Annotated in this window: 14 protein-coding genes; 12 read left to right on the forward strand and 2 right to left on the reverse strand. The window is 37.4% G+C overall.

Annotated features, from left to right (window positions below; translation table 11 throughout):
* The first annotated feature begins 34 nt into the window (after window positions 1-34).
* The 11 genes from recC to Q4489_RS15825 all read left to right on the forward strand — a co-directional run bounded on the left by recC (window position 35) and on the right by Q4489_RS15825 (window position 17436).
* Entirely contained in the window at window positions 35-3379 is a 3345-nt protein-coding gene (recC, locus tag Q4489_RS15775; RefSeq protein ID WP_303482129.1) for an exodeoxyribonuclease V subunit gamma, read from the forward strand.
* Window positions 3379-6909: an exodeoxyribonuclease V subunit beta gene (gene recB / locus Q4489_RS15780; protein ID WP_303482132.1), complete on the forward strand. Its 3531-nt coding sequence runs from the start codon at window positions 3379-3381 to the stop codon at window positions 6907-6909. The genes recC and recB overlap by 1 nt, the downstream gene beginning before the upstream one ends.
* Window positions 6910-8838, forward strand: a complete 1929-nt coding sequence (gene recD, locus Q4489_RS15785) for an exodeoxyribonuclease V subunit alpha (RefSeq protein ID WP_303482135.1) — start codon at window positions 6910-6912, stop codon at window positions 8836-8838. It abuts the gene before it with no gap.
* Window position 8839: 1 nt separating this feature from the next.
* On the forward strand, window positions 8840-9400 hold the full coding sequence (locus Q4489_RS15790; protein ID WP_303482139.1) for a DUF3087 family protein: 561 nt from the start codon (window positions 8840-8842) through the stop codon (window positions 9398-9400).
* Entirely contained in the window at window positions 9397-9777 is a 381-nt protein-coding gene (locus tag Q4489_RS15795) for a VOC family protein (protein ID WP_303482143.1), read from the forward strand. The genes Q4489_RS15790 and Q4489_RS15795 overlap by 4 nt, the downstream gene beginning before the upstream one ends.
* 136 nt (window positions 9778-9913) lie before the next feature.
* Window positions 9914-10954, forward strand: coding sequence for an isoaspartyl peptidase/L-asparaginase family protein (locus Q4489_RS15800; RefSeq protein WP_303482146.1), 1041 nt, complete (start codon window positions 9914-9916; stop codon window positions 10952-10954).
* A complete protein-coding gene (locus Q4489_RS15805; protein WP_303482149.1) occupies window positions 10947-11423 on the forward strand; it encodes a CreA family protein in 477 nt (158 codons plus the stop codon). The genes Q4489_RS15800 and Q4489_RS15805 overlap by 8 nt, the downstream gene beginning before the upstream one ends.
* Before the next feature lie 3 nt (window positions 11424-11426).
* A complete protein-coding gene (locus tag Q4489_RS15810; protein WP_303482152.1) occupies window positions 11427-12203 on the forward strand; it encodes a hypothetical protein in 777 nt (258 codons plus the stop codon).
* 79 nt (window positions 12204-12282) lie between these two features.
* Complete coding sequence (locus Q4489_RS15815; protein ID WP_303482154.1) at window positions 12283-12693, forward strand: CBS domain-containing protein; 411 nt, start codon at window positions 12283-12285, stop codon at window positions 12691-12693.
* Between the two features lie 406 nt (window positions 12694-13099).
* On the forward strand, window positions 13100-16996 hold the full coding sequence (gene hrpA, locus Q4489_RS15820; protein ID WP_303482164.1) for an ATP-dependent RNA helicase HrpA: 3897 nt from the start codon (window positions 13100-13102) through the stop codon (window positions 16994-16996).
* 137 nt (window positions 16997-17133) lie between these two features.
* Window positions 17134-17436: a PilZ domain-containing protein gene (locus tag Q4489_RS15825; RefSeq protein ID WP_074500089.1), complete on the forward strand. Its 303-nt coding sequence runs from the start codon at window positions 17134-17136 to the stop codon at window positions 17434-17436.
* 58 nt (window positions 17437-17494) lie between these two features.
* On the opposite strand, the gene Q4489_RS15830 is transcribed toward Q4489_RS15825, so the two are convergent.
* Window positions 17495-18685 carry a class I SAM-dependent methyltransferase gene (locus Q4489_RS15830; RefSeq protein ID WP_303482158.1) on the reverse strand — a complete coding sequence of 397 codons (1191 nt, stop codon included), beginning with the start codon at window positions 18683-18685 and terminating at the stop codon, window positions 17495-17497.
* A 102-nt stretch (window positions 18686-18787) separates the two neighbouring features.
* Here Q4489_RS15830 and Q4489_RS15835 point away from each other — a divergent pair, with 102 nt between their 5' ends.
* Window positions 18788-19057, forward strand: coding sequence for an acylphosphatase (locus Q4489_RS15835; RefSeq protein WP_303482161.1), 270 nt, complete (start codon window positions 18788-18790; stop codon window positions 19055-19057).
* 88 nt (window positions 19058-19145) lie between these two features.
* Here Q4489_RS15835 and Q4489_RS15840 read toward each other — a convergent pair whose 3' ends face one another.
* Window positions 19146-19361: a DUF1653 domain-containing protein gene (locus Q4489_RS15840; protein ID WP_303482167.1), complete on the reverse strand. Its 216-nt coding sequence runs from the start codon at window positions 19359-19361 to the stop codon at window positions 19146-19148.
* Between the last annotated feature and the right edge of the window lie 561 nt (window positions 19362-19922).

Below are 19922 nucleotides of genomic sequence, written 5' to 3' on the forward strand. Positions count from 1 at the left end.
CACCGTAAAGTAAAACGCTTTAGTGGATGTCATTTTGATATACCTTTACCCGGCAAATAAAACGGAAAATTTATTGCTGTTAGCAAGTAAAATCCAAGAAATTTCACCTTTACCGTTGTTTTCACAAGACGTTTATATTGTACAAAATGCAGGTATGCAACACTGGTTGAGTATGTCTTTAGCTCAATCATCAGGTATAAGCTTTAATCATCAATATGCATTGCCAGCCCAATTCTTGTGGAAATTAATGCGCGCTTTGGTGTTGCCAAAACATATGATAGATCAAGATCCGTTCACTCGAGAAGCATTAAGTTGGCGAATTTATCAGTTGTTAGCATCCAGTGAAATTATCGAAGATAGCGATTTTAGCTCTGTTACAGAATATTGGTTTAGTGATGTATCTCAGCATGATCCATTAAAGCGTTATCAACTTTCTTGCCAAGTTGCTGATTTATACGAACAGTATTTGATTTATCGCCCCGATTGGTTAACTCAGTGGCAAAATAACGTTATACCTGATGAGTTCAATCAAACAAGTACTTTAGCAAAAGATGAGTGCTGGCAACGAAAGTTGTGGGCGATGTTAACTCGTACACAATCGTATGACCCAATTGCACTTGTTAATAATGCGATTTCTCAATTGCCTGAAAAATCGGATTTATTACCTAAACGTATTAGCTTCTTTGGTATCAATGCAATGGCACCAATTTGGTTATCATTTTTGGAGCAAGTGAGCCAATATACACAAGTTCATTTTTATCATCTTAACCCTTGTTTTGACTATTGGGGTGATATTGTGAGTGAAAAACAGGCTATCCAACAATTAAATAAATGGACAAATAACCTTGATCAGATGCATGAATCTGTGGGTAACCCTTTACTTGCAAATTTAGGGCAACAAGGGCGAGAGTTTCTTTCTTTAATACAACAATATAGTACTGTTAGCATTGATGCATTTGACCGAGGTGACTCTCAAGATGAGTCATCGCTAACAGTCTTACAGTCTATTCAACACGATATACTAACTTTAACTGATAAACGGCAACATCCAGTAAATCAGATCGATGACTCTATTGTGATCACTAGCGCTCATAGCGCTCTTCGTGAAGTTCAAGGTGTTCATGATTGGTTACTACACCAATTTAATCAGAATGATACCTTAACACCGAAAGATGTGTTGGTAATGTGTCCTCAAATTGAAGATTATGCGCCATATGTAAATGCGGTATTCGCACAGGGCTGGCAAGATTATGATAATGATGTGCCGCCATTACCGTGTTCTATTGCAGATCGTGTTGCCAAAAATTCAGATCCTTTAGTTATCGCTTTTACTGAGATGCTGTCGTTGCCTGATAGTCGTTTTCAAATTAGTCAAATAATTTCCTGGTTACGATTATCAGCATTGCAAAATCGTTTTAAATTACAGCCCGCTGATGTAGATAAAATGGCGATATGGCTGGAAAAAAGCGCTATTCATTGGGGATTAGATGCGCAACACAAGGCGCAAGTGCTTAACGTTGAGAATGCTTCTAATCAATTTACTTGGGAAAACGGCTTTTCTCGCTTACTGCAAGGGTTTGCTTATGGTGACAATGAAGTTATTTTTGATGAGCATTTATTGCTACCAGATATAGAAGGTCAAGACGCAGTTCTACTCGGTTTATTAATGGAGCTAATCGAACGGTTACAACAGTTTAGTCAAGCGTTGAATCGAAGTAAAACGCCTGAAAAGTGGCATCTATTATTAAGCGACATGTTACTGGAATTTTTCGATGAAAGTCATGATAGTATTGCGCTAATTTCGACAGCCATTGATCACTTATTAACGTATACCCAACAAGGAAGTTTTGACGAAGAGATTGAACTTAGTATCGTGAGAGAGTTTCTCACTGAACACTTTAGTCAACCTGATCCAGGTCGTCATTTTATGATAGGGCAAGTGACGTTTTGTTCTATGTTACCGATGCGCAGCATTCCCTTTAAAGTAATATGCATATTAGGCCTTAATGATGGTGACTTTCCACGTGTTAGAACACCGTTTGGTTTTGACTTACTTTCTCAAGCTAAGCCCCGCATTGGTGATCGATCTCGTCGGGGAGATGATAGGTATCTATTTTTAGAAGGGCTATTATCAGCTAGGCAAGCATTATATTTGAGTTATCAAGGTCGTAGTATAAAGAATAACAAACCAAAACAACCGTCTATTGTACTCAATGAATTATGTGAATACTTGCATTTAGGTTACGGCTGGCAATGTTTTGCTGATCAAAACCAACATATTAGACAACTAGCCATGCATCCGTATAGCTTAACGAACTATCAGAATGAATACCCGAGTTTTGATGCTAAATGGTTTACATTAGGTCAAAGAGTCAGTAGTGCTCAAGTAACAGAGCGCCAAGATTCAATGCCATTTAATATTCCTGAGCAAGCTGAAAAGTCACTTGAGACTATTGATGTTAAACAATTACTTCGCTTTTTAGCTCACCCAAGTAAATATTTTGCAGAACAACAATTAGGGTTGTTTTTAGCACAACAAACGGTTGAATTATCAAATAGTGAGCCGTTCGTTGCAGATCACTTAAGCAAATACCTGCTTAAACAGCATGCACTTATCGATTTATTGCAACATTCATCAAAAGCTCAAACAACGTCAAAACATGAGGTGTTAGCTTATTGGCAGCAATACGCAGGGTTATCGGGAAAATTTGCCGATTCTTCAACGGGAAAAGAAGATATTGATAAACTGCTTGATGATAGCGAAGCGCTTTATCATCATATTAATGAGACATTATTCGGTGAAGTTATCGAGCAGGATCTTCAAGTACCCGTCACCATAGAAAACGCACTGTTAAGTAGCTCGATAAATTTAACGCATCGAGTCATGACGAAAAACAATAAATTAATCGTCGTAAGGGCAAGCACTCCGAAAGCAAAAGATTATCTTCATTTATATTTTTCTTTAGCCTTATTGCGACAAGCACAGCAATGCGCTGAGAGTTCCGACGCTATTATGAATATTGATGCGAGTCAATGTACTGGCTATTTCTTTGATAACAAGGCACAAAAAATTATTACATTATCTTTATCTCAAGTCGATTGGCAAACAATAACAAGGTTAATACTTCATTTTATTCAAGGGCAAAATATCGCCTGTTTAACCAATGCAGATTTAGCGTTAATGATCGAAAACGCCAAAGAGTTTGAACAACAACAACTAGATAAACTATGGCAAGGTGATGCGAATAATCAAGGGTTGCAACAAGATCCCTATGTACAGTATTTTTGGCGGCAATGCCCTGAGCTATCATCATTTTTACAGTCAGTATCTGAGGTTTACGGCAATTTATTCTCTTTGTTTACTAAGGAGAAAGTGTAATGTCATCTATTGAATTTTTACCCTTAATGGTGGCGAATATGCCATTGAAAGGCCGTCATTTAATTGAAGCAAGCGCAGGAACAGGGAAAACGTTTAATATTACTCGGATTTATTTACGTTTATTATTAGAGCGAAAACTTACTGTACAGCAAATATTGGTGATGACTTTTACCAAAGACGCAACGGAAGAAATTAGAGGCAGAATTGATCAATTTTTACGGACCACGTTAAACGATTGGGATGCGTTAATTTTAACTGACGATTTTTTTACTGAAATTGCCAACATTACACCATCAAATGAAGTTAAGGCGTTATTAAAAAGGGCTTTATTATTTTTAGATGAAGCTGCAATTTACACCATACATGGCTTTTGTAAAACAGTGTTATCACAACACGCTTTTGCAACAGGCACAGCGTTTAACGCTAATTTAGAAGCCCAACAGCATGACATTATCACCTTAGCGATTGAAGATTGGTATCGAACTTTATCGATTCAGGAGCCAGATACGTTTGCATTAGTGAGCGAGTTTTGGTTAACACCGCAGACGTTTTCACAACAATTTAGTCGGCTAATAGGGTACCGTGAACCCATTGAGGTAAAAGAGCCGAACGATGAAATAGCTCAGTTTTGTCAGTTAGCAATGCAAGCTCATAACGATTTAATCAAAGCCCAACCTTTTTTATTTGAACAGTTAATAGATGGTAAACCCGTAAAAGAACAAGAAAGTAGAAAAGTAGAATTTACGCAATTACTGGATTGGTTAAAAGCCTGTAGTGACAATTACGAACACAGTCAAGAAACAATGCCAACCAGTTTTTTTAACGGACGGCGCTTTGGCCGCTCAAAGGTTAAGGAGCAACTTGTTGAGATATTTTCAACGGTAAACCTTATTAAGAAGCGTAAAGATTCCTTACTAAGTGATATTCGTAAACTGTATGCTTTAAAGGCAATTACTTCTGGGTTAGCAACTATTAATGAAAATGTCGTTGAGCAAAAAAAACAACAAAAAATCTTAAGTTTTGATGATTTAATCCAGTCCTTAGCAGATACCCTTTCAGAAAGCAGTGCTCAACCCTTAATTCGTACACTGACGGAACAATATCCTTTTGCTCTCGTCGATGAATTTCAAGATACTGATCAAGATCAATACCGTATTTTAAATGCGCTTTATCAAGATCAAGAAAATACAGGGTTAGTGATGATAGGTGACCCAAAACAAGCAATTTATGGCTTTCGTGGTGGCGATATTTTTACCTACATGGCGGCCCGTAAAGCAGCAACTTATCGATGGCGTATGAACACTAACTGGCGATCATCTAAGGAGATGATCACAGGTTACAACAGACTTTTTTATGGAAATGCTTTATCCGGTGAAGCTAAACCCGTTTTTGGTTTTGGTATTGATTACAATTTAGTTGAGGCTTCGCCTAATCCACGTTCAAACTTACTTAATTGCGAAAAAGCCTTAAGTTTTATACATTTTCCAGCTGAAAATGATAAACCGGTTACTCAGCCTTTTAGGCAGTTGATGGCGACTTGGTGTGCAAATAAAATTATTTCCCTTCTGAAAGAACAACCAAAATTACGGGCTCAAGATGTTGCTTTGTTAGTTCGTGATGGTGCGGAAGCACAAGAGATTAAACAGGCGTTGAAACAAGCTGGATTGTCATCGGTTTACCTAAGTGATCGCACCAATCTTTGGCACAGTGAAGAAACTCAACACTTGATCCCATTATTAAAAGGTATTTTAACTCCTGAAAGCGACCGTTATTTTTGTAGCGCTATGGCAAATCCTCTATTATCTATAGCGCCTAGCGAGTATTACAATATTCGAAATGATGATCTTCAATGGCAACAATACAAACAGTTATTTATTGATTTAAAAACCATTTGGGTATCACAAGGTTTTGTCACAATGGCACTGAAGTTGATGCACACGTTAATAGCAATACAAGGTCAAGAGAGTGAACGTAGTTTAACCAACTTATTGCATTTATTTGAGTTGTTGCAGGCCAAAAGTCAGCAGTTAAGACAACCAGATGAATTATTACACTGGCTTGAGCAACAGTATCAACAAGAATTACCAGACCAGGAAACAGAACTTAGGTTAGAAAGTGAAGAGAATCTAATCAAAATAGTGACACAACATGGTGCTAAGGGATTAGAGTATCCTGTTGTATTTATTCCTTTTAGTACCCGAGCTAAGAATCCGCTACGTTTCGGCACTAAAAATATACAAGCAATTGCTTATCATGATGATAATGAACGTGCGCGAGTCACCTTGTCCGCAGACGAACAAGCATTAACTGCGATGGCTAATGAAGCTTATGCAGAGTCGATTCGATTATTGTATGTGGCGGTTACTAGAGCCGAACAACATTGCTTTGTGCTTACCACGCCATTTGATAAGTATCATTTATCACCCTTAGGCAAAACCTTAATGTTATCTGCCAATGATGATTTATTAAGTGCTATTTCGCAGTTAGCCGATGATCAGCCTAATGAAATTACCATTACGGTAGTCGATGATATTTCAGTAGAGTATTACCAGCAAAAACAACCAGATGTCGCAAATGCCGAAGTTGCTAAATTTCAAGGTAACATTGAGCGTGATTGGTGGTTAACATCGTTTACCGCCTTAAATCGAAATTTACGAGATGTAGGGGTTTCCCAACCAGAACGTAATGACGACCCCCTAAATAGCCAAAGCGAATTATCCAATCAAATACTTAATGTTGATCATCAAGGTCAATTAAGGTTTGCATTAACTAAAGGCGCAGCTGCCGGTAATCTATTACATGATATTTTAGAACATGCTTCGTTCGATGATCCTCATTGGGCTGTTGATTGCCAGTGGCCACTGAGTAAATACGGAGCGCTGCCTGATGGCTTTGAGCAAACACATTTATATGAATGGCTAGATGATATTGTTGATACAACGTTAATTGAGCCACAGGTTGTTGAAAATTTAAGTTTATCTTCATTAGATAACGCTCGATGCTTAAAAGAAGTAGAGTTTTACTTCCCACTAGAAAAAGTGAGTACAAAAGCGCTGACTAGCTTTTTGCTAAATCATCGAAAGCAACAATGTCAGATGCACCTTATGCCTGAGGTTCAACGACAGTTATATTTACCTGCATTTAAGACATTAAAAGGGATGATGCATGGTTTTATTGACCTAGTTTTTGAGCATCAAGGGAAATATTATGTCTGTGATTATAAATCAACACACTTAGGTCACAACTTTAGTGACTATTTGCCATCTGCGCTACTTGGCGATATTCAACGACATCATTATGATTTACAGTACTTGATCTATGCAGTGGCATTACATCGATACTTAAAACAACAGCTTCCTAATTATCATCCAGATCAACATTTTGGCGGGATTTTGTACTTGTATCTTCGCGGTATACACCCAGACCAAGCTAATTCTGGGGTTTTTTATACTCCGATCTCATCCTTATTATTGACCCAACTTGATTCGCTTTTTGATAGTCAATTTGTCGAGTTAGGAGTAACCAGATAAATGTTGAATGTTAACGTTAATCAACAGAGTGATTTTAACGCACCGTATGCTTCGGTAATGCATGCTAAAAACCATTTATATGCGATAGAGTCGATAGATTATTTTTTTGCTTTGCAATTAACACCTGTATTGGTGAAGAGGTTTGATAAAGCTAAGCCATTAAGCAATGAAAACATCGCTGAAATATTTCACTTACATGTTGCGTTGAGTCAAGCATTACGTAGTGGCCATACATGCTTACCTTTAAATCAAGTAGCTTCGCGTTTTCTCTTTCGTTTTGCTGATAAACAAGGTGTTATCACTCATCAAGGGTATCACTTTTCTTCCATCACAGTACTTACTGAGTTACTCACTCATTGTGATAATTTAGCCTCAGGCGAATTACCCATTGTCTTAAGTAAAGAAAATCTATATTTAAGACGTTATTATTGTTTTGAACGACAAGTGATTGAATATCTACACTCTGTAAATCAACAACAAACAGAGCTGAGCGCAAATAAGATAAAGCTCATTGAAAATATGCTTGCGCAATTATTTGTTGAAAATCATCAAGGCGCTCAAACGTTAAACAAAATAGATTGGCAAGAAATAGCGGTTGCAAATGCATTAACTAAACATTTCAGCATCATTGCAGGAGGTCCCGGCACGGGTAAAACGTACACTGTTACTAAATTACTTGCAGCGTTGGTAATGCTAGCAGAGCAAAATCCGTTAAAAATTGCACTAACGGCCCCAACAGGTAAAGCAGCCCAACGGTTATCTGAGTCTATCAATAAAGCTCTTTCTGGATTTAGTGAGAGCATATCTGCGGAAATATTAGCTAAGATACCAACAAAGGCACAAACCCTACATCGCTTATTAGGCGTAATTCCAAATTCACCGAATTTTAAACATCATCAACAAAACAAGCTGAATGTTGATGTATTGTTGATTGATGAAGTATCCATGGTCGATTTACCGATGATGGCTAGAGTAATACGCGCTTTACCTGATAATTGTCGTGTGATTTTATTGGGTGATGCCCAACAATTACCTTCTGTTGCTGCTGGCAGTCTATTATCCGACTTAGCACCAATATCTTCCGCTGTTTATAGTAAAGAAAATGCAGATTATTTAATGCAAGTGACAGGGAATAAAGGTTTATCTAGTCATAAAACTCAATTCATAGATCATGTCACATATTTAACATATAGCCGGCGTTTCTCTAGTGAAGGAGGAATAGGGCAGTTAGCAGCTCAGGTGATAAAAGGGCAAGCAGCACTCAGCTGGCAATTAATCCATCAAAAAATAGATGAGAAACCAGCCGAACTTGTAAGTTGTTCGTATGAAAATATTCAGTCTATCTTTCAGCAAGCTGTTGAATATTACCGCCAAGTAATGCGGAGTGAGTCTGTTGAGCAAGCCTTTAAAGTGTTGGCTGATTTTCGTATTTTAACGGCAATGCGTGTAGGCCCGCTAGGTGTTGATGACATCAATGAAACCATTGATGAACGGCTTCGTACGGAAGTATCATCGCAGCAGTTAAGTGGTGCACTTTATCAAGGTAAGCCTATCATGATCACTACCAATGATTACACGCTTGGTTTATATAACGGTGATATCGGGATTGTTTGGCCTAACGAGGTTGGACAACTTGTTGTTTTCTTTGAAAATGAAGAAGGAGGCTTTTCACAATTTATTCCTTCTCGTTTACCTGCTTTTGATTCGGTTTATGCCATGACAATCCATAAGACACAAGGCAGTGAATTTACTAATGTTGTTATGGTATTACCCGAAAGGGCTGAAAATCAGCTATTATCCCGTGAACTTGTTTATACAGGTATAACTCGAGCAAAAACACACCTAACCCTTGTTACTAACAAAGAAAGTTGGTTTAACGCTATTGAAGCAAAGGTAACAAGATTCTCTGGAATTAAATTAATAGATTAATATGCAGTTACAAAACATTGACAAAATAATATACCGCCAACGGTTAAATCGCATTATCATCAGCTTTATTATAAGCCTTACTTTATTATCATTATTATTCGGTTCACTGTTTATTAGTGTATTTAGTGATAATAGTATTAACTTTGAAATGGCTAATGATACCGATGCACCAAGTAACTTCTCTTATAACCTTGCCGGTGTTATTTGTGCGTTAGCAGTGTGTGCTGCATTATTGCATCGGCTGAGAAAAACCGCTTATTTTCATCAGGTTTACTATGTGTGGCAATTAAAACAGATACAAAATAAGATTTACCGAAAACTAAATACCATCAATAACATGGCGATGGAACACGGTGATCAACAAGCATTAATAATACTCGACTTTTATTACCAAAGTTTAAAACAAGTTTATCAGCTTGATGACAATACTCTGACCATGTCGTCTGTGAATCAAAAACATCAAGCAGTGAAAGAAAAGGCAGAACAGCAAGAGTTGCAATTGGATAAAGAGCAATTTACTGAAAGCATGTTAAAACACATTACTCAAGGAGAAGAAGAATGATTGGTTATGTCACATTAGGTACGAATGATCTACCGCGCTCAGTTTCATTTTATGATGAGTTATTATCGGTGATCGGTGCAGGGCGTTTTATGGAAACAGACCGGTTTGTCGTTTGGGCGACAGCACCAGACAAACCTGGATTAAGCATCACCTTACCTTACGATGAGCAAGCTGCAACGGTAGGAAATGGTGTAATGGTTGCTTTAGAAATGGATTCAAATGAACAAGTAGATGCGCTATATAATAAAGCAATTTCTTTAGGCGCAAAATGCGAAGGCGAGCCTGGACCGAGGGATTTTGATGGTTTTTATGCCGCCTATTTTAGAGATCTAGATGGCAATAAACTGAACGCTTTTCACTTCGCACAACCAGAATAAACCGATACACTTCAAAATATAGAGGTAAGGTTAATTACCTCTTTTAAATCTGTGCTACTCGCTGTATTGTTATCTGACCCGATTAAATCAATACGAGTAATTTTTGTATTGCTAACAACATGATAATAATAAGCTTATGAGAATCTTTACTGCACTAAATTTAACCACATTGGCAATTTGCCTATCATTAACTCCCCAAACAAAAGCCGAGGAAGAGGCGAAATTTGCTATCGCTATCCATGGTGGTGCTGGCGCCATTAGCCAAAAGAAAATGACACCCAAAATAAGAGCGCAGTACGATGCAAAGCTTTCTGAAGCAGTAAATGCTGGTTACGCGTTACTTGAAAAGGGGCATTCTAGCGAACAAGCTATTATTGCAGCCATTCAAATTATGGAAGAGTCACCGCTGTTTAATGCCGGTAAAGGTGCAGTTTATACTTACGATGAACACCATGAACTTGACGCGTCAATTATGGATGGTAAAACATTAAATGCTGGTGCAGTTAGTGGTGTTAAAACGGTAAAAAGTCCAATCGCATTGGCACAATCTGTGATGAATAATTCAGTGCATGTTATGTTAAGCGGTGAAGGTGCAGAATCCTTTGCGAAACAACAAAATTTAGCGTTAGTGGATAACCAATATTTTAACACTGAGAGAAGGTATAAATCGCTTTTACGTGCGAAAAAGAAATTACAACAAAAGGCACAAGAGTTAAAAGATTATCAAGCAGCACACCAAACATTAGACGTGGAATATAAAGTCGGCACAGTAGGCGCTGTTGCATTGGATAAAAACGGCAATTTAGCTGCTGGTACGTCTACAGGGGGGATGACTGCAAAACGATTCGGACGAATTGGTGATGCGCCAATCATTGGTGCAGGTACCTATGCAAATAACAACAGTTGTGCAGTTTCTGCCACTGGACATGGTGAATACTTTATTCGCTACCACGTTGCCGCAGATATTTGTGCTCGAATGGAATATCAGAATATTTCAGTTGAACAAGCTGCCGATACGGTGATTAATAAGGTGCTTGTTAAGGCTGGTGGAACAGGTGGTGTAATAGTGATCGATAAAAACGGCAATATTACTATGCCATTTAACACCGAAGGAATGTATCGCGCTAGTCGTTCTTCTACCGGTAAAACTAACATAGCGATCTTTAGAAATGAATAAATTATTTATCTGTATACCAATACTTTTAATAGCTGGCTGCTCTGATGATGTCGGTAAAGTTAGTTTAGGCTTGTTTACGACAAAAGATGTCGTTATTGAAGCTAAAAAAGATCCTAAAATACCTGGCGTTACTTGTCATATTAGCCATGTTGAAGCGGATTTAGATTTTGCTGATCCATCTGATATGAGCATTGCTTGCCGGCAAACTGGGGTGATAACAGCAGCGCAAATTGCGCAAATCGATCGGTCTAAAAATGGTGAGATCGTCTTTAAACAATCTAAAAGTATTTTATTTAAAAGTTTAAAGGTTCGTCGTATCTTTGATGAAGATAACCAAACGTTAATATATTTATCTTATTCAACGAAAGAATCTAGTGGCAGCCATCATCATTCTATCTCAACGGTGCCTTTGTTTGGTAGCCAAGCATTGCAGGCTGATTCATTACCGAGTCAAACATTGAATAATTAGTGTATGTTTAACTTTATTTTTACCCGTAAACCACTGATTGATGTAGAGACTCAACAATGGTTATTTGCATGCGTTGAATGGGCTGTAAACACATTTGAACAGCAATATTTTACTGAACACACCAAACTTGTTTTACCTACTAATGAATTTTACCCAGGTAGAGTTGCGAGTGTTGATCAAATGGCACGGACAATTTTTGAAAATACGACAAACTACTGTGGTTTATCGAATTGGCCTTTCATTTTGAAGCCTTTTCAGCATAAAACGCAACAACAATTACCTAATTTAACCATAACAGGCTCTCTTAGGGGAGAACAGTCTAAGGTTATAGCCAACGATGAACCTTCTTTAATCGAAATAGGTTATTTAGCAGCACAAATCAATCAACCACAAGATATGATTGCCACTTATGTTCAGCAATTTGCTAGTGTGTTAGTGTTATCTGCGAAAGTGTTACCCCCTGGGGGCAGACCTATGATACCGCAAGCAATTGATGTTTTAGCATGTGTGATGGGTTTTGGTGTTATGTTTGCAAATACAGCTTATCAATTTAAAGGGGGGTGTGGCTCTTGCTATAACCCTCGGGCTAATCGTCAGGTAGCACTACCTGAAAATGATATGCTTTACACGCTTGCTATATTTTGTGTGCTTAAAAACCAGCACTATAAGAATGTAACTCCACACTTAAAAAAACATTTACGATCTTCATACAAAAAAATGTATAAACAAATACAACGACTACAAAGTAGTTCTGAAAAAAATATTTTGACAATCGCATGATAATCTTGGGAATTATTACCGATTAGGTCTACGCTTAAAAAGAACAGACAATAATTGCAAAGTAAGAAAAGGCAAATGCATGGAATCAATACAAGTTAAAGACTATATGAACTATTATCCTGTAACATTTACACCTGATATGGTTATAGAAGAGGCATCACTTAGGTTTCTGAAAACTAAACAAATCGGTGGCCCAGTTGTTAATGATAAAAATCACTTAGTTGGATTTCTGTCTGAAAGTGACATTATGCGAAAAATGATGGAATCGAGTTATTATAGTGAGCATATTGCAGATGTGGCGCAACTAATGCGTACTGAAGTGTTGTCAGTAAAGCCTTATGACAGTGTACTTGAACTAGCTCAAAAAATGTTAGGCAATAAACCTAAAGTGTACCCAGTGGTTGACGATGACGGTCATCTACTAGGAACAATTTGCCGTAATGATGTATTAATGGCAATGGATAAACATTTACGTACAAAATTTAAGTAGTTCAAGAGGTGAGTTGAGCTTCTGTTTGTGCTTGCCAGTATGTTGTCATGACTTAATAGTGCAAGATTATTGTGTTATTGAACATAATAAAGCACATGAACACGTTAAAAACGAGGAAACATGCTGCTCAAGAAGTTTCAACTCAATACCGTTGTTTTTCGTAACCAACTTTACAATAAGCGACTCTACAATTACCCAGTGTTTTGATCTACATGTGTTTAATGCAAACAAAAGATCGATAATTGGTCACATCAACAAAGTTCAAGCTTCAACGCGTTCAAGTATTGGTATTGCTACCCATACTTGATAAAATAAACGTTTTAAACGTTGTTTTGAGCCTATTTTGCCTTCCGAAAATTCATCTAGCACATTATCTACAACCACTAACACTGACGATGTTCCTACCATAGCAAAGTTAAATGCATTATTGTCTGATGTTAGGCGGGCTGATATTGGTCTATTCAAAAAGCGATTAGCTGGCCTTGCTAAAATATCGGATGTGAAGAAAAAGCAAAAAATCATTAGCCAAATAGCTGAGCAAATTGATAGTTCAATTGCAAAAAAACAACATAAACTTAATCGTAAACTTTCGATATCTTACCCAGAAGGTTTGCCGGTATCACAAAGTGTTGAACGCATATCTAAAGCAATAGATGAAAACCAAGTGGTGATCATTGCTGGTGAAACAGGCTCAGGTAAAACCACTCAAATTCCAAAAATTTGTATGGATTTAGGGCGTGGAATCGAAGGAATGATAGGCCATACACAACCACGAAGAATTGCTGCTCGCACGGTAGCAACGCGGATAGCTGAAGAGTTAAACACATCCTTAGGTGATGTTATTGGTTATAAAGTACGTTTCACTGATCAAGTCAGCGATAACAGTTACGTGAAGCTTATGACTGACGGTATTTTGTTAGCTGAAATGCAACGTGATCGTTTATTAAGGCAATACGATACAATTATCATCGACGAAGCACACGAGCGAAGTCTTAACATTGATTTTTTGTTAGGTTACTTACGTCAAATTCTAAATAAACGACCTGATTTAAAAATAATCATCACCTCTGCAACGATTGACCCTGAAAGATTTGCTAAGCATTTCCAACAAGATAATCAAAAGCCAGTACCGATTATTGAAGTGTCAGGTCGCACATTTCCCGTTGAAATGCGGTATCGCCCGTTAAATGAGCACAATGAAAATTCAGATGTGATCAGTGGCATCATTCAAGCGGTAGAAGAATTATCAGAGCTTCCATTAGGGGATATTTTGGTTTTTCTTAATGGCGAACGTGAAATACGTGATACAGCAAGCGCTTTAGAAAAAGAAAATTTAGCACATACCCAAATTTTACCTCTTTATTCACGTTTAACAGTGCAAGAGCAAAATCGTATTTTTCAGCGTCATACCGGAAGAAATATTGTGCTTGCCACTAATGTGGCAGAAACATCGCTAACGGTGCCAGGTATTAAGTATGTTATTGACCCAGGTACGGCGAGAATTTCTCGCTATAGTTACCGCACTAAGGTACAACGCCTTCCTATTGAGCCAATATCACAGGCCAGCGCGAACCAACGAGCAGGTCGTTGTGGTCGTGTATCTGAAGGGGTTTGTATACGGTTATATGCTGAAGATGATTACTTAAATCGTGATGAATTCACAGATCCTGAAATATTACGAACTAACTTAGCCACGGTTATTTTACAAATGTTAGCGTTAGATCTTGGTCATATTGATCAATTTCCGTTCGTTCAATCACCCGATAATCGAACCGTAAAAGATGGCGTTAGGCTACTTGAAGAACTCGCTGCTATTCAAGTAAAACAGGGTAAAACACAACTGACAAATAGCGGCCGACAACTTGCTAAATTTCCAGTCGATCCTCGTTTAGCTAAAATGATTTTAACGGCTATACAGTATGGCTGTATAGAAGAAGTTTTTATTATTGTCAGTGCGTTAAGTATCCAAGACCCACGTGAACGGCCTCATGAAAAACAGCAAGCTGCTGATGAAAAACATAGTCGTTTTAAAGTGAAGGAATCAGACTTTTTTAGCTTTTTGCTACTTTGGCAATATATTAATGAACAACAAAAGCAGCTTACTAACAATCAGTTTCGTAAACTTTGCCAAAAAGAATACCTGTCATATATACGTATAAGAGAATGGCAAGACATTTATCATCAATTAACGATGACGTTAAAAGATCAAAAAATTGCTCTTACAACCACTGGGTGGTCAAAAGACAATGACTCTTCAGGAGATCTTATTCATCAAGCGATTTTATCGGGCTTACTAAGTCATTTAGGTCAGTTGGATGAAAATCGTGAATATAAAGGGGCAAGAAACACTCGATTTTATGTTTTTCCAGGTTCTAATCTCGCTAAGAAAACACCCAAATGGCTAATGGCTACGGAATTAGTAGAAACCAGTAGACTTTTTGCCCGTGTTGTCGCAAAAATTGACCCAGCATGGGTTGAAAGCCTTTCTGAGCATTTAGTTAAACGAAGTTATAGTGAGCCACACTGGGAACGAAAACAAGGCGCTGTGATGGCGTATGAACAAGTTACCCTCTATGGTTTAGTGCTCGTAGCAAAGCGTAAAGTGGTATTCAATAAAATTGAACCAGATACATGTCGAGAAATCTTTATTCGAGAGGCATTGGTTAATGGTGATGCCAATATTCAGGAACCATTCTTCCAACGCAACAGAGACTTAGTTAAAGATATTGAAAAATTAGAACAAAAAGCTAGGCGTAAAGACTTTCTCGTCGATGAAGAATTGCTTTGCCAATTTTATCATGAAAAGCTACCTGAACAGGTGGTTTGTCAACGTAGCTTTTTAGCATGGTGGAAAAACCAAAAACAACAAACGCCTAAATTACTCGATTTTACCAAAGCTTTTTTACTAAATGAAAACAGTGAAAAGCTGTCAAAGGCGGATTACCCAGACGTATGGCAACAAGGGAATTTCACCTTACCGTTAAGTTACCATTTTAAGCCTGGAGATGAAGATGACGGGGTTAGTGTACATATTCCAATTGGGGTATTAAATCAGGTGACCGATCAGGGTTTTGATTGGCAAATACCTGCATTGCGCTATGAGCTCATCATCTCTCTTATTAAAGCATTACCTAAAAGTGTTCGACGTAATTATGTGCCTGCGCCTAACTATGCTCAGGCGTGTTTTGATGCACTTTCACCAAGCGATCTAACACTGCAACAAGCAATGGAAAAGCAGTTATTACGTATGACTGGTGTTCGTATTCCACAAGATGCCTGGGATAACGTTGAGTTGCCCGTTCATTTACAAATGAACTTTAAAGTCATCAATGAAAAAAATAAACTGATAGCACAAGGCCGGAATCTCGTCGCATTACAAGAACGTTTACAAGGCAAAGTAAAAGCATCTATTAAAAAAGTCGCAGATAAAGGTATTGAGCGAGCAGATATAAAGGCATGGGATTTTGAATCAATACCAGAGCATTATGAAAAGAAAGTTGCTAATTTAGCGATTAAGGCATTTCCAGCATTAGTCGATCATCATAATACCGTTGCTATTGAATTGTTTGAGCATAAACCACTTGCAGATAAAGCGATGCATTTTGGTGTTGCGAGGTTGGTATTATTGAATATTCCATCACCCATTAAATATCTACAAGAGAAACTACCAAATAAATCCAAATTGGGTTTGTACTTTAATCCTTTTGGTTCAATTTCAGAGCTTCTAAATGACTGTATTATCGCGTCTTGCCAACATTTGATCCAACAACAAGGCGATTATCCAAGAGATAAAGCGGCATTTGAACAAGTTAAAGAGTTTGTTCGTGCTGAATTAGCTGATGCAGTTTTAGCCCTCGCTATTCAAGTTGAACGGGTTCTGAGTCTAGCGCATGAGATCAACAAAAAGTTGAAGGGCAATGTACCTTTAAATATGATTCAGGCGCATGGAGATATTAAAAGTCATCTTGGATCATTAGTTTATAAAGGGTTTGTAACAGCATCAGGCTATCAACGTATCTCAGATATTGAGAGGTATTTAAAAGCATTAGCGCGTCGGCTAGAAAAGCTTGCTATTGATCCAAACCAAGATAGATTGAAAGTGATCGAGATTGAAAAGATACACACTTTATATCAAGATGCCCTGAGTAAACATAAGCACGATCTTACTCTTATAGAACAATTAGCAGCCGTTAGGTGGATGATAGAAGAGCTACGGGTATCACTTTTTGCTCAAAATTTAGGCACGCCGTATCCTATTTCTGCAAAGCGAATTAAAAGCCACATTAATCAATTGTTAAAATAACCTCGCTATTATGTCATTTGACATGGCTTTTTTGCTTGCGTATAAAGAGTAAAGGATTGGAGTAGTTGATCTTCTTTTTAGACTATTAAGCGTGTTAGACAACAAACTCATAAATGTAAATTTGGTGGAGCAGTGTAATGGTTGTAAGTTACGATGATAAACGTGATTTCTATCGAATGATGCTAAATAGTGATGTAACTGTCACTATTATCGACGATGAAGCAAACAGTACTATTTTAGCAACATGTCGAGATTTGAGTGCAACAGGGATGGCAATTGAAATGGCTCATCCAATTGAACTTAATACAGACGTACGCGTTAATATGGAATCTTCAGGTAGTAATGTTCAACCATTAGATGTTAGCGGTAAAGTCGTTCGTGTAGAGGAAGAGTCTGCTGATAATTACTTAATTGGTATTAACATCTCTGAAATTGATTAGAGCACATTACGTTTAACATGCTCTAACGATAGTTTGACGTTTATACATTTAATGTAGTTCAGCTAACTTGGCACACTAAACCTTTTAAGTAATAGCCTTCTGGATAATTACTGGCAATAGGGTGATCTGCTGCTTGCATTGTTCGTTCGATGAAGTGAACGGTCTTACCAGCGTCTAAAGCGGCGTCAGCCACAACTTTTTGAAATAAACCTACCTCTAATAGCCCTGAACATGAAAAGGTTAACAATAAGCCACCAGGGTTAAGTAATTGCATTGCAATCATATTGATGTCTTTATACCCACGACAAGCTGATGTTAATTGTGCTTTAGAATCGACGAACTTGGGTGGATCTAAAATGATCATGTCAAATTTCGTATTTTCTTTTTTATACTGACGAAGTAACTTGAATACATCTTCTTTAACATAATTTACTTTACAGTCTGATAAGCCATTAAGCGCAATATTCTCTTTTGCTAAATCAAGTGCTTGCTGTGAAACATCAACATTTGTTACTTCTTTAGCGTTATTAGCAGCACAGTGCAATGCAAATGTTCCGGTGTAAGAAAAGCAATTAAGAACTGTTTTATCGGTTGAATATTTTCCTGCAAGTGCACGGGCATCACGTTGATCTAAATAAAATCCTGTTTTATGGCCTTTGGCAACATCAACATGAATTTTTAATCCGTGTTCTTCAATTATCGTTGCGGTAGAGTCTTGTGCTTCTGTTAACCAACCCGTGACGGGTTCTAAGCCTTCTTTTTTACGTACATCAACATCAGAACGCTCGTAGATATGGCAGTCTGGAAATAATTGTTTTAACACATTAACTAACGTATAGCGTTGGAATTCAGCACCAGCACTCAGTAGTTGGCAAACGATTAAATTATTGTATTTATCAATTGTGATCCCCGGTAAACCATCTGATTCACCAGCAATTAACCGGTAGCCAGTTAGCCCATCCCGATTAATGAACCATTGACGTCTGGTTTGAGCATCTTGAATTTTTTTGAAAAAAAATGTCTGATCTATTTCTTCATGCTCAATAAAAGACCATACCCGAATACTGATTTGTGATTCTGGCGAATATGCACCTTTAGCTAACCATTTTCCTTTGTTATCAAGGATGTCTACGGTATCACCTAGCATAGGTTTACCTTTGATTTTGTTTATCGCTTTAGAGAAAATCCACGGGTGTTTTCTTTTTAATGATTTTTCTCGTCCATCTTTTAAATAAATTCTTGCTGACATTCTATACTTAACCATAGCGATAAAAATTGCGCCGAGTTTAGACAAACATTGTATTAGGTGCAATTAAAGAATTTATAATTTCAATAATTGAGGGATGAATTTATGAATGTAAGTTACCTTGCTCATGTAAGCGGATTAGTGCAGGGCGTTTATTTTCGCGCGTCAAGCCAACAAATGGCAATAGAATATGGCTTAAGCGGTTATGCACATAATTTGGCAGATGGCGAAGTAGAGGTTTTATTATGTGGAGAAGAAGAAAACGTTGATAAAATGTTAGATTGGTTAAATACCGGTCCACCACAAGCAAAAGTAATTGCGGTGAAAACCAAAAAAGTACCTTGGCAGCAATATAATCATTTTTCTATAGGTTAGTAGAAAAATCTTATATACAAAAGTAATGGGGCACAGGTAACTCCATTACTTTAAATGTTAGCAATTAACAGATGTAACGCTGTTAATTTTAAGGTGCTGTTACGTACTGAAAACGTTTAATTGTTACACCATTTCTTTCAATAGTTTCATTAAACATTGATAGTGGCCTTATCCAAACACCTTTTTCGCCATATTCTGGTTGATAAACCACATGTAATTCTTCAGTTTCACTATGTTTTGCAACATGAAGCACCTGATAATAGTTACCTTTGAAATGTTGATAACGACCGATAGGAATTGACATCATACACCTTACTTTCAAATTGAATAATACAATGCCGTATTTTAACAACGCATAAAAGGGTAAGCGACAAAAATTAATGATTCTTTACAAACCACTTACTTAGATTTAACAGTCAGAATAGACTTGCGTGAATAAAAATTGACTAAATAATGATGTGGGATCTCTTATGTAAAAAAGAGCGAACTGACGACCTAAGGTCGTACATTCCGTTTAAGATTTTTTTGATTTTAAACTTAGAAAAGAAAAAGAATTGGTTGCAGGAGCCACTATTATTGAAAAGAGCGAACTGACGACCTAAGGTCGTACATTTCGTTTAAGATTTTTTTGATTTTAAACTTAGAAAAGATAAAGAATTGGTTGCAGGAGCCACTATTTTTGAAAAGAGCGAACTGACGACCTAAGGTCGTACATTCCGTTTAAGCTTTATTTTAATTCTAAACTTAATAAAGAATTGGTTGCGGGAGCCACTATTTTTTGAAAAGAACGAACTGACGACCTAAGGTCGTACATTCCGTTTAAGCTTTATTTTAATTCTAAACTTAATAAAGAATTGGTTGCGGG

The organism is Thalassotalea sp. 1_MG-2023, assembly GCF_030546745.1.
In the GTDB taxonomy this organism is placed as follows: Bacteria; Pseudomonadota; Gammaproteobacteria; order Enterobacterales; family Alteromonadaceae; genus Thalassotalea_C.

Coding starts and splice junctions, on each gene's coding strand:
- recD (WP_303482135.1), top strand. CDS start 6,910: ATGTTGAATGTTAACGTTAATCAACAGAGTGATTTTAACGCACCGTAT.
- Q4489_RS15815 (WP_303482154.1), top strand. CDS start 12,283: ATGGAATCAATACAAGTTAAAGACTATATGAACTATTATCCTGTAACA.
- Q4489_RS15835 (WP_303482161.1), top strand. CDS start 18,788: ATGAATGTAAGTTACCTTGCTCATGTAAGCGGATTAGTGCAGGGCGTT.
- Q4489_RS15790 (WP_303482139.1), top strand. CDS start 8,840: ATGCAGTTACAAAACATTGACAAAATAATATACCGCCAACGGTTAAAT.
- Q4489_RS15825 (WP_074500089.1), top strand. CDS start 17,134: ATGGTTGTAAGTTACGATGATAAACGTGATTTCTATCGAATGATGCTA.
- Q4489_RS15810 (WP_303482152.1), top strand. CDS start 11,427: ATGTTTAACTTTATTTTTACCCGTAAACCACTGATTGATGTAGAGACT.
- Q4489_RS15795 (WP_303482143.1), top strand. CDS start 9,397: ATGATTGGTTATGTCACATTAGGTACGAATGATCTACCGCGCTCAGTT.
- Q4489_RS15840 (WP_303482167.1), bottom strand. CDS start 19,361: ATGTCAATTCCTATCGGTCGTTATCAACATTTCAAAGGTAACTATTAT.
- Q4489_RS15830 (WP_303482158.1), bottom strand. CDS start 18,685: ATGTCAGCAAGAATTTATTTAAAAGATGGACGAGAAAAATCATTAAAA.
- recB (WP_303482132.1), top strand. CDS start 3,379: ATGTCATCTATTGAATTTTTACCCTTAATGGTGGCGAATATGCCATTG.
- Q4489_RS15805 (WP_303482149.1), top strand. CDS start 10,947: ATGAATAAATTATTTATCTGTATACCAATACTTTTAATAGCTGGCTGC.
- Q4489_RS15800 (WP_303482146.1), top strand. CDS start 9,914: ATGAGAATCTTTACTGCACTAAATTTAACCACATTGGCAATTTGCCTA.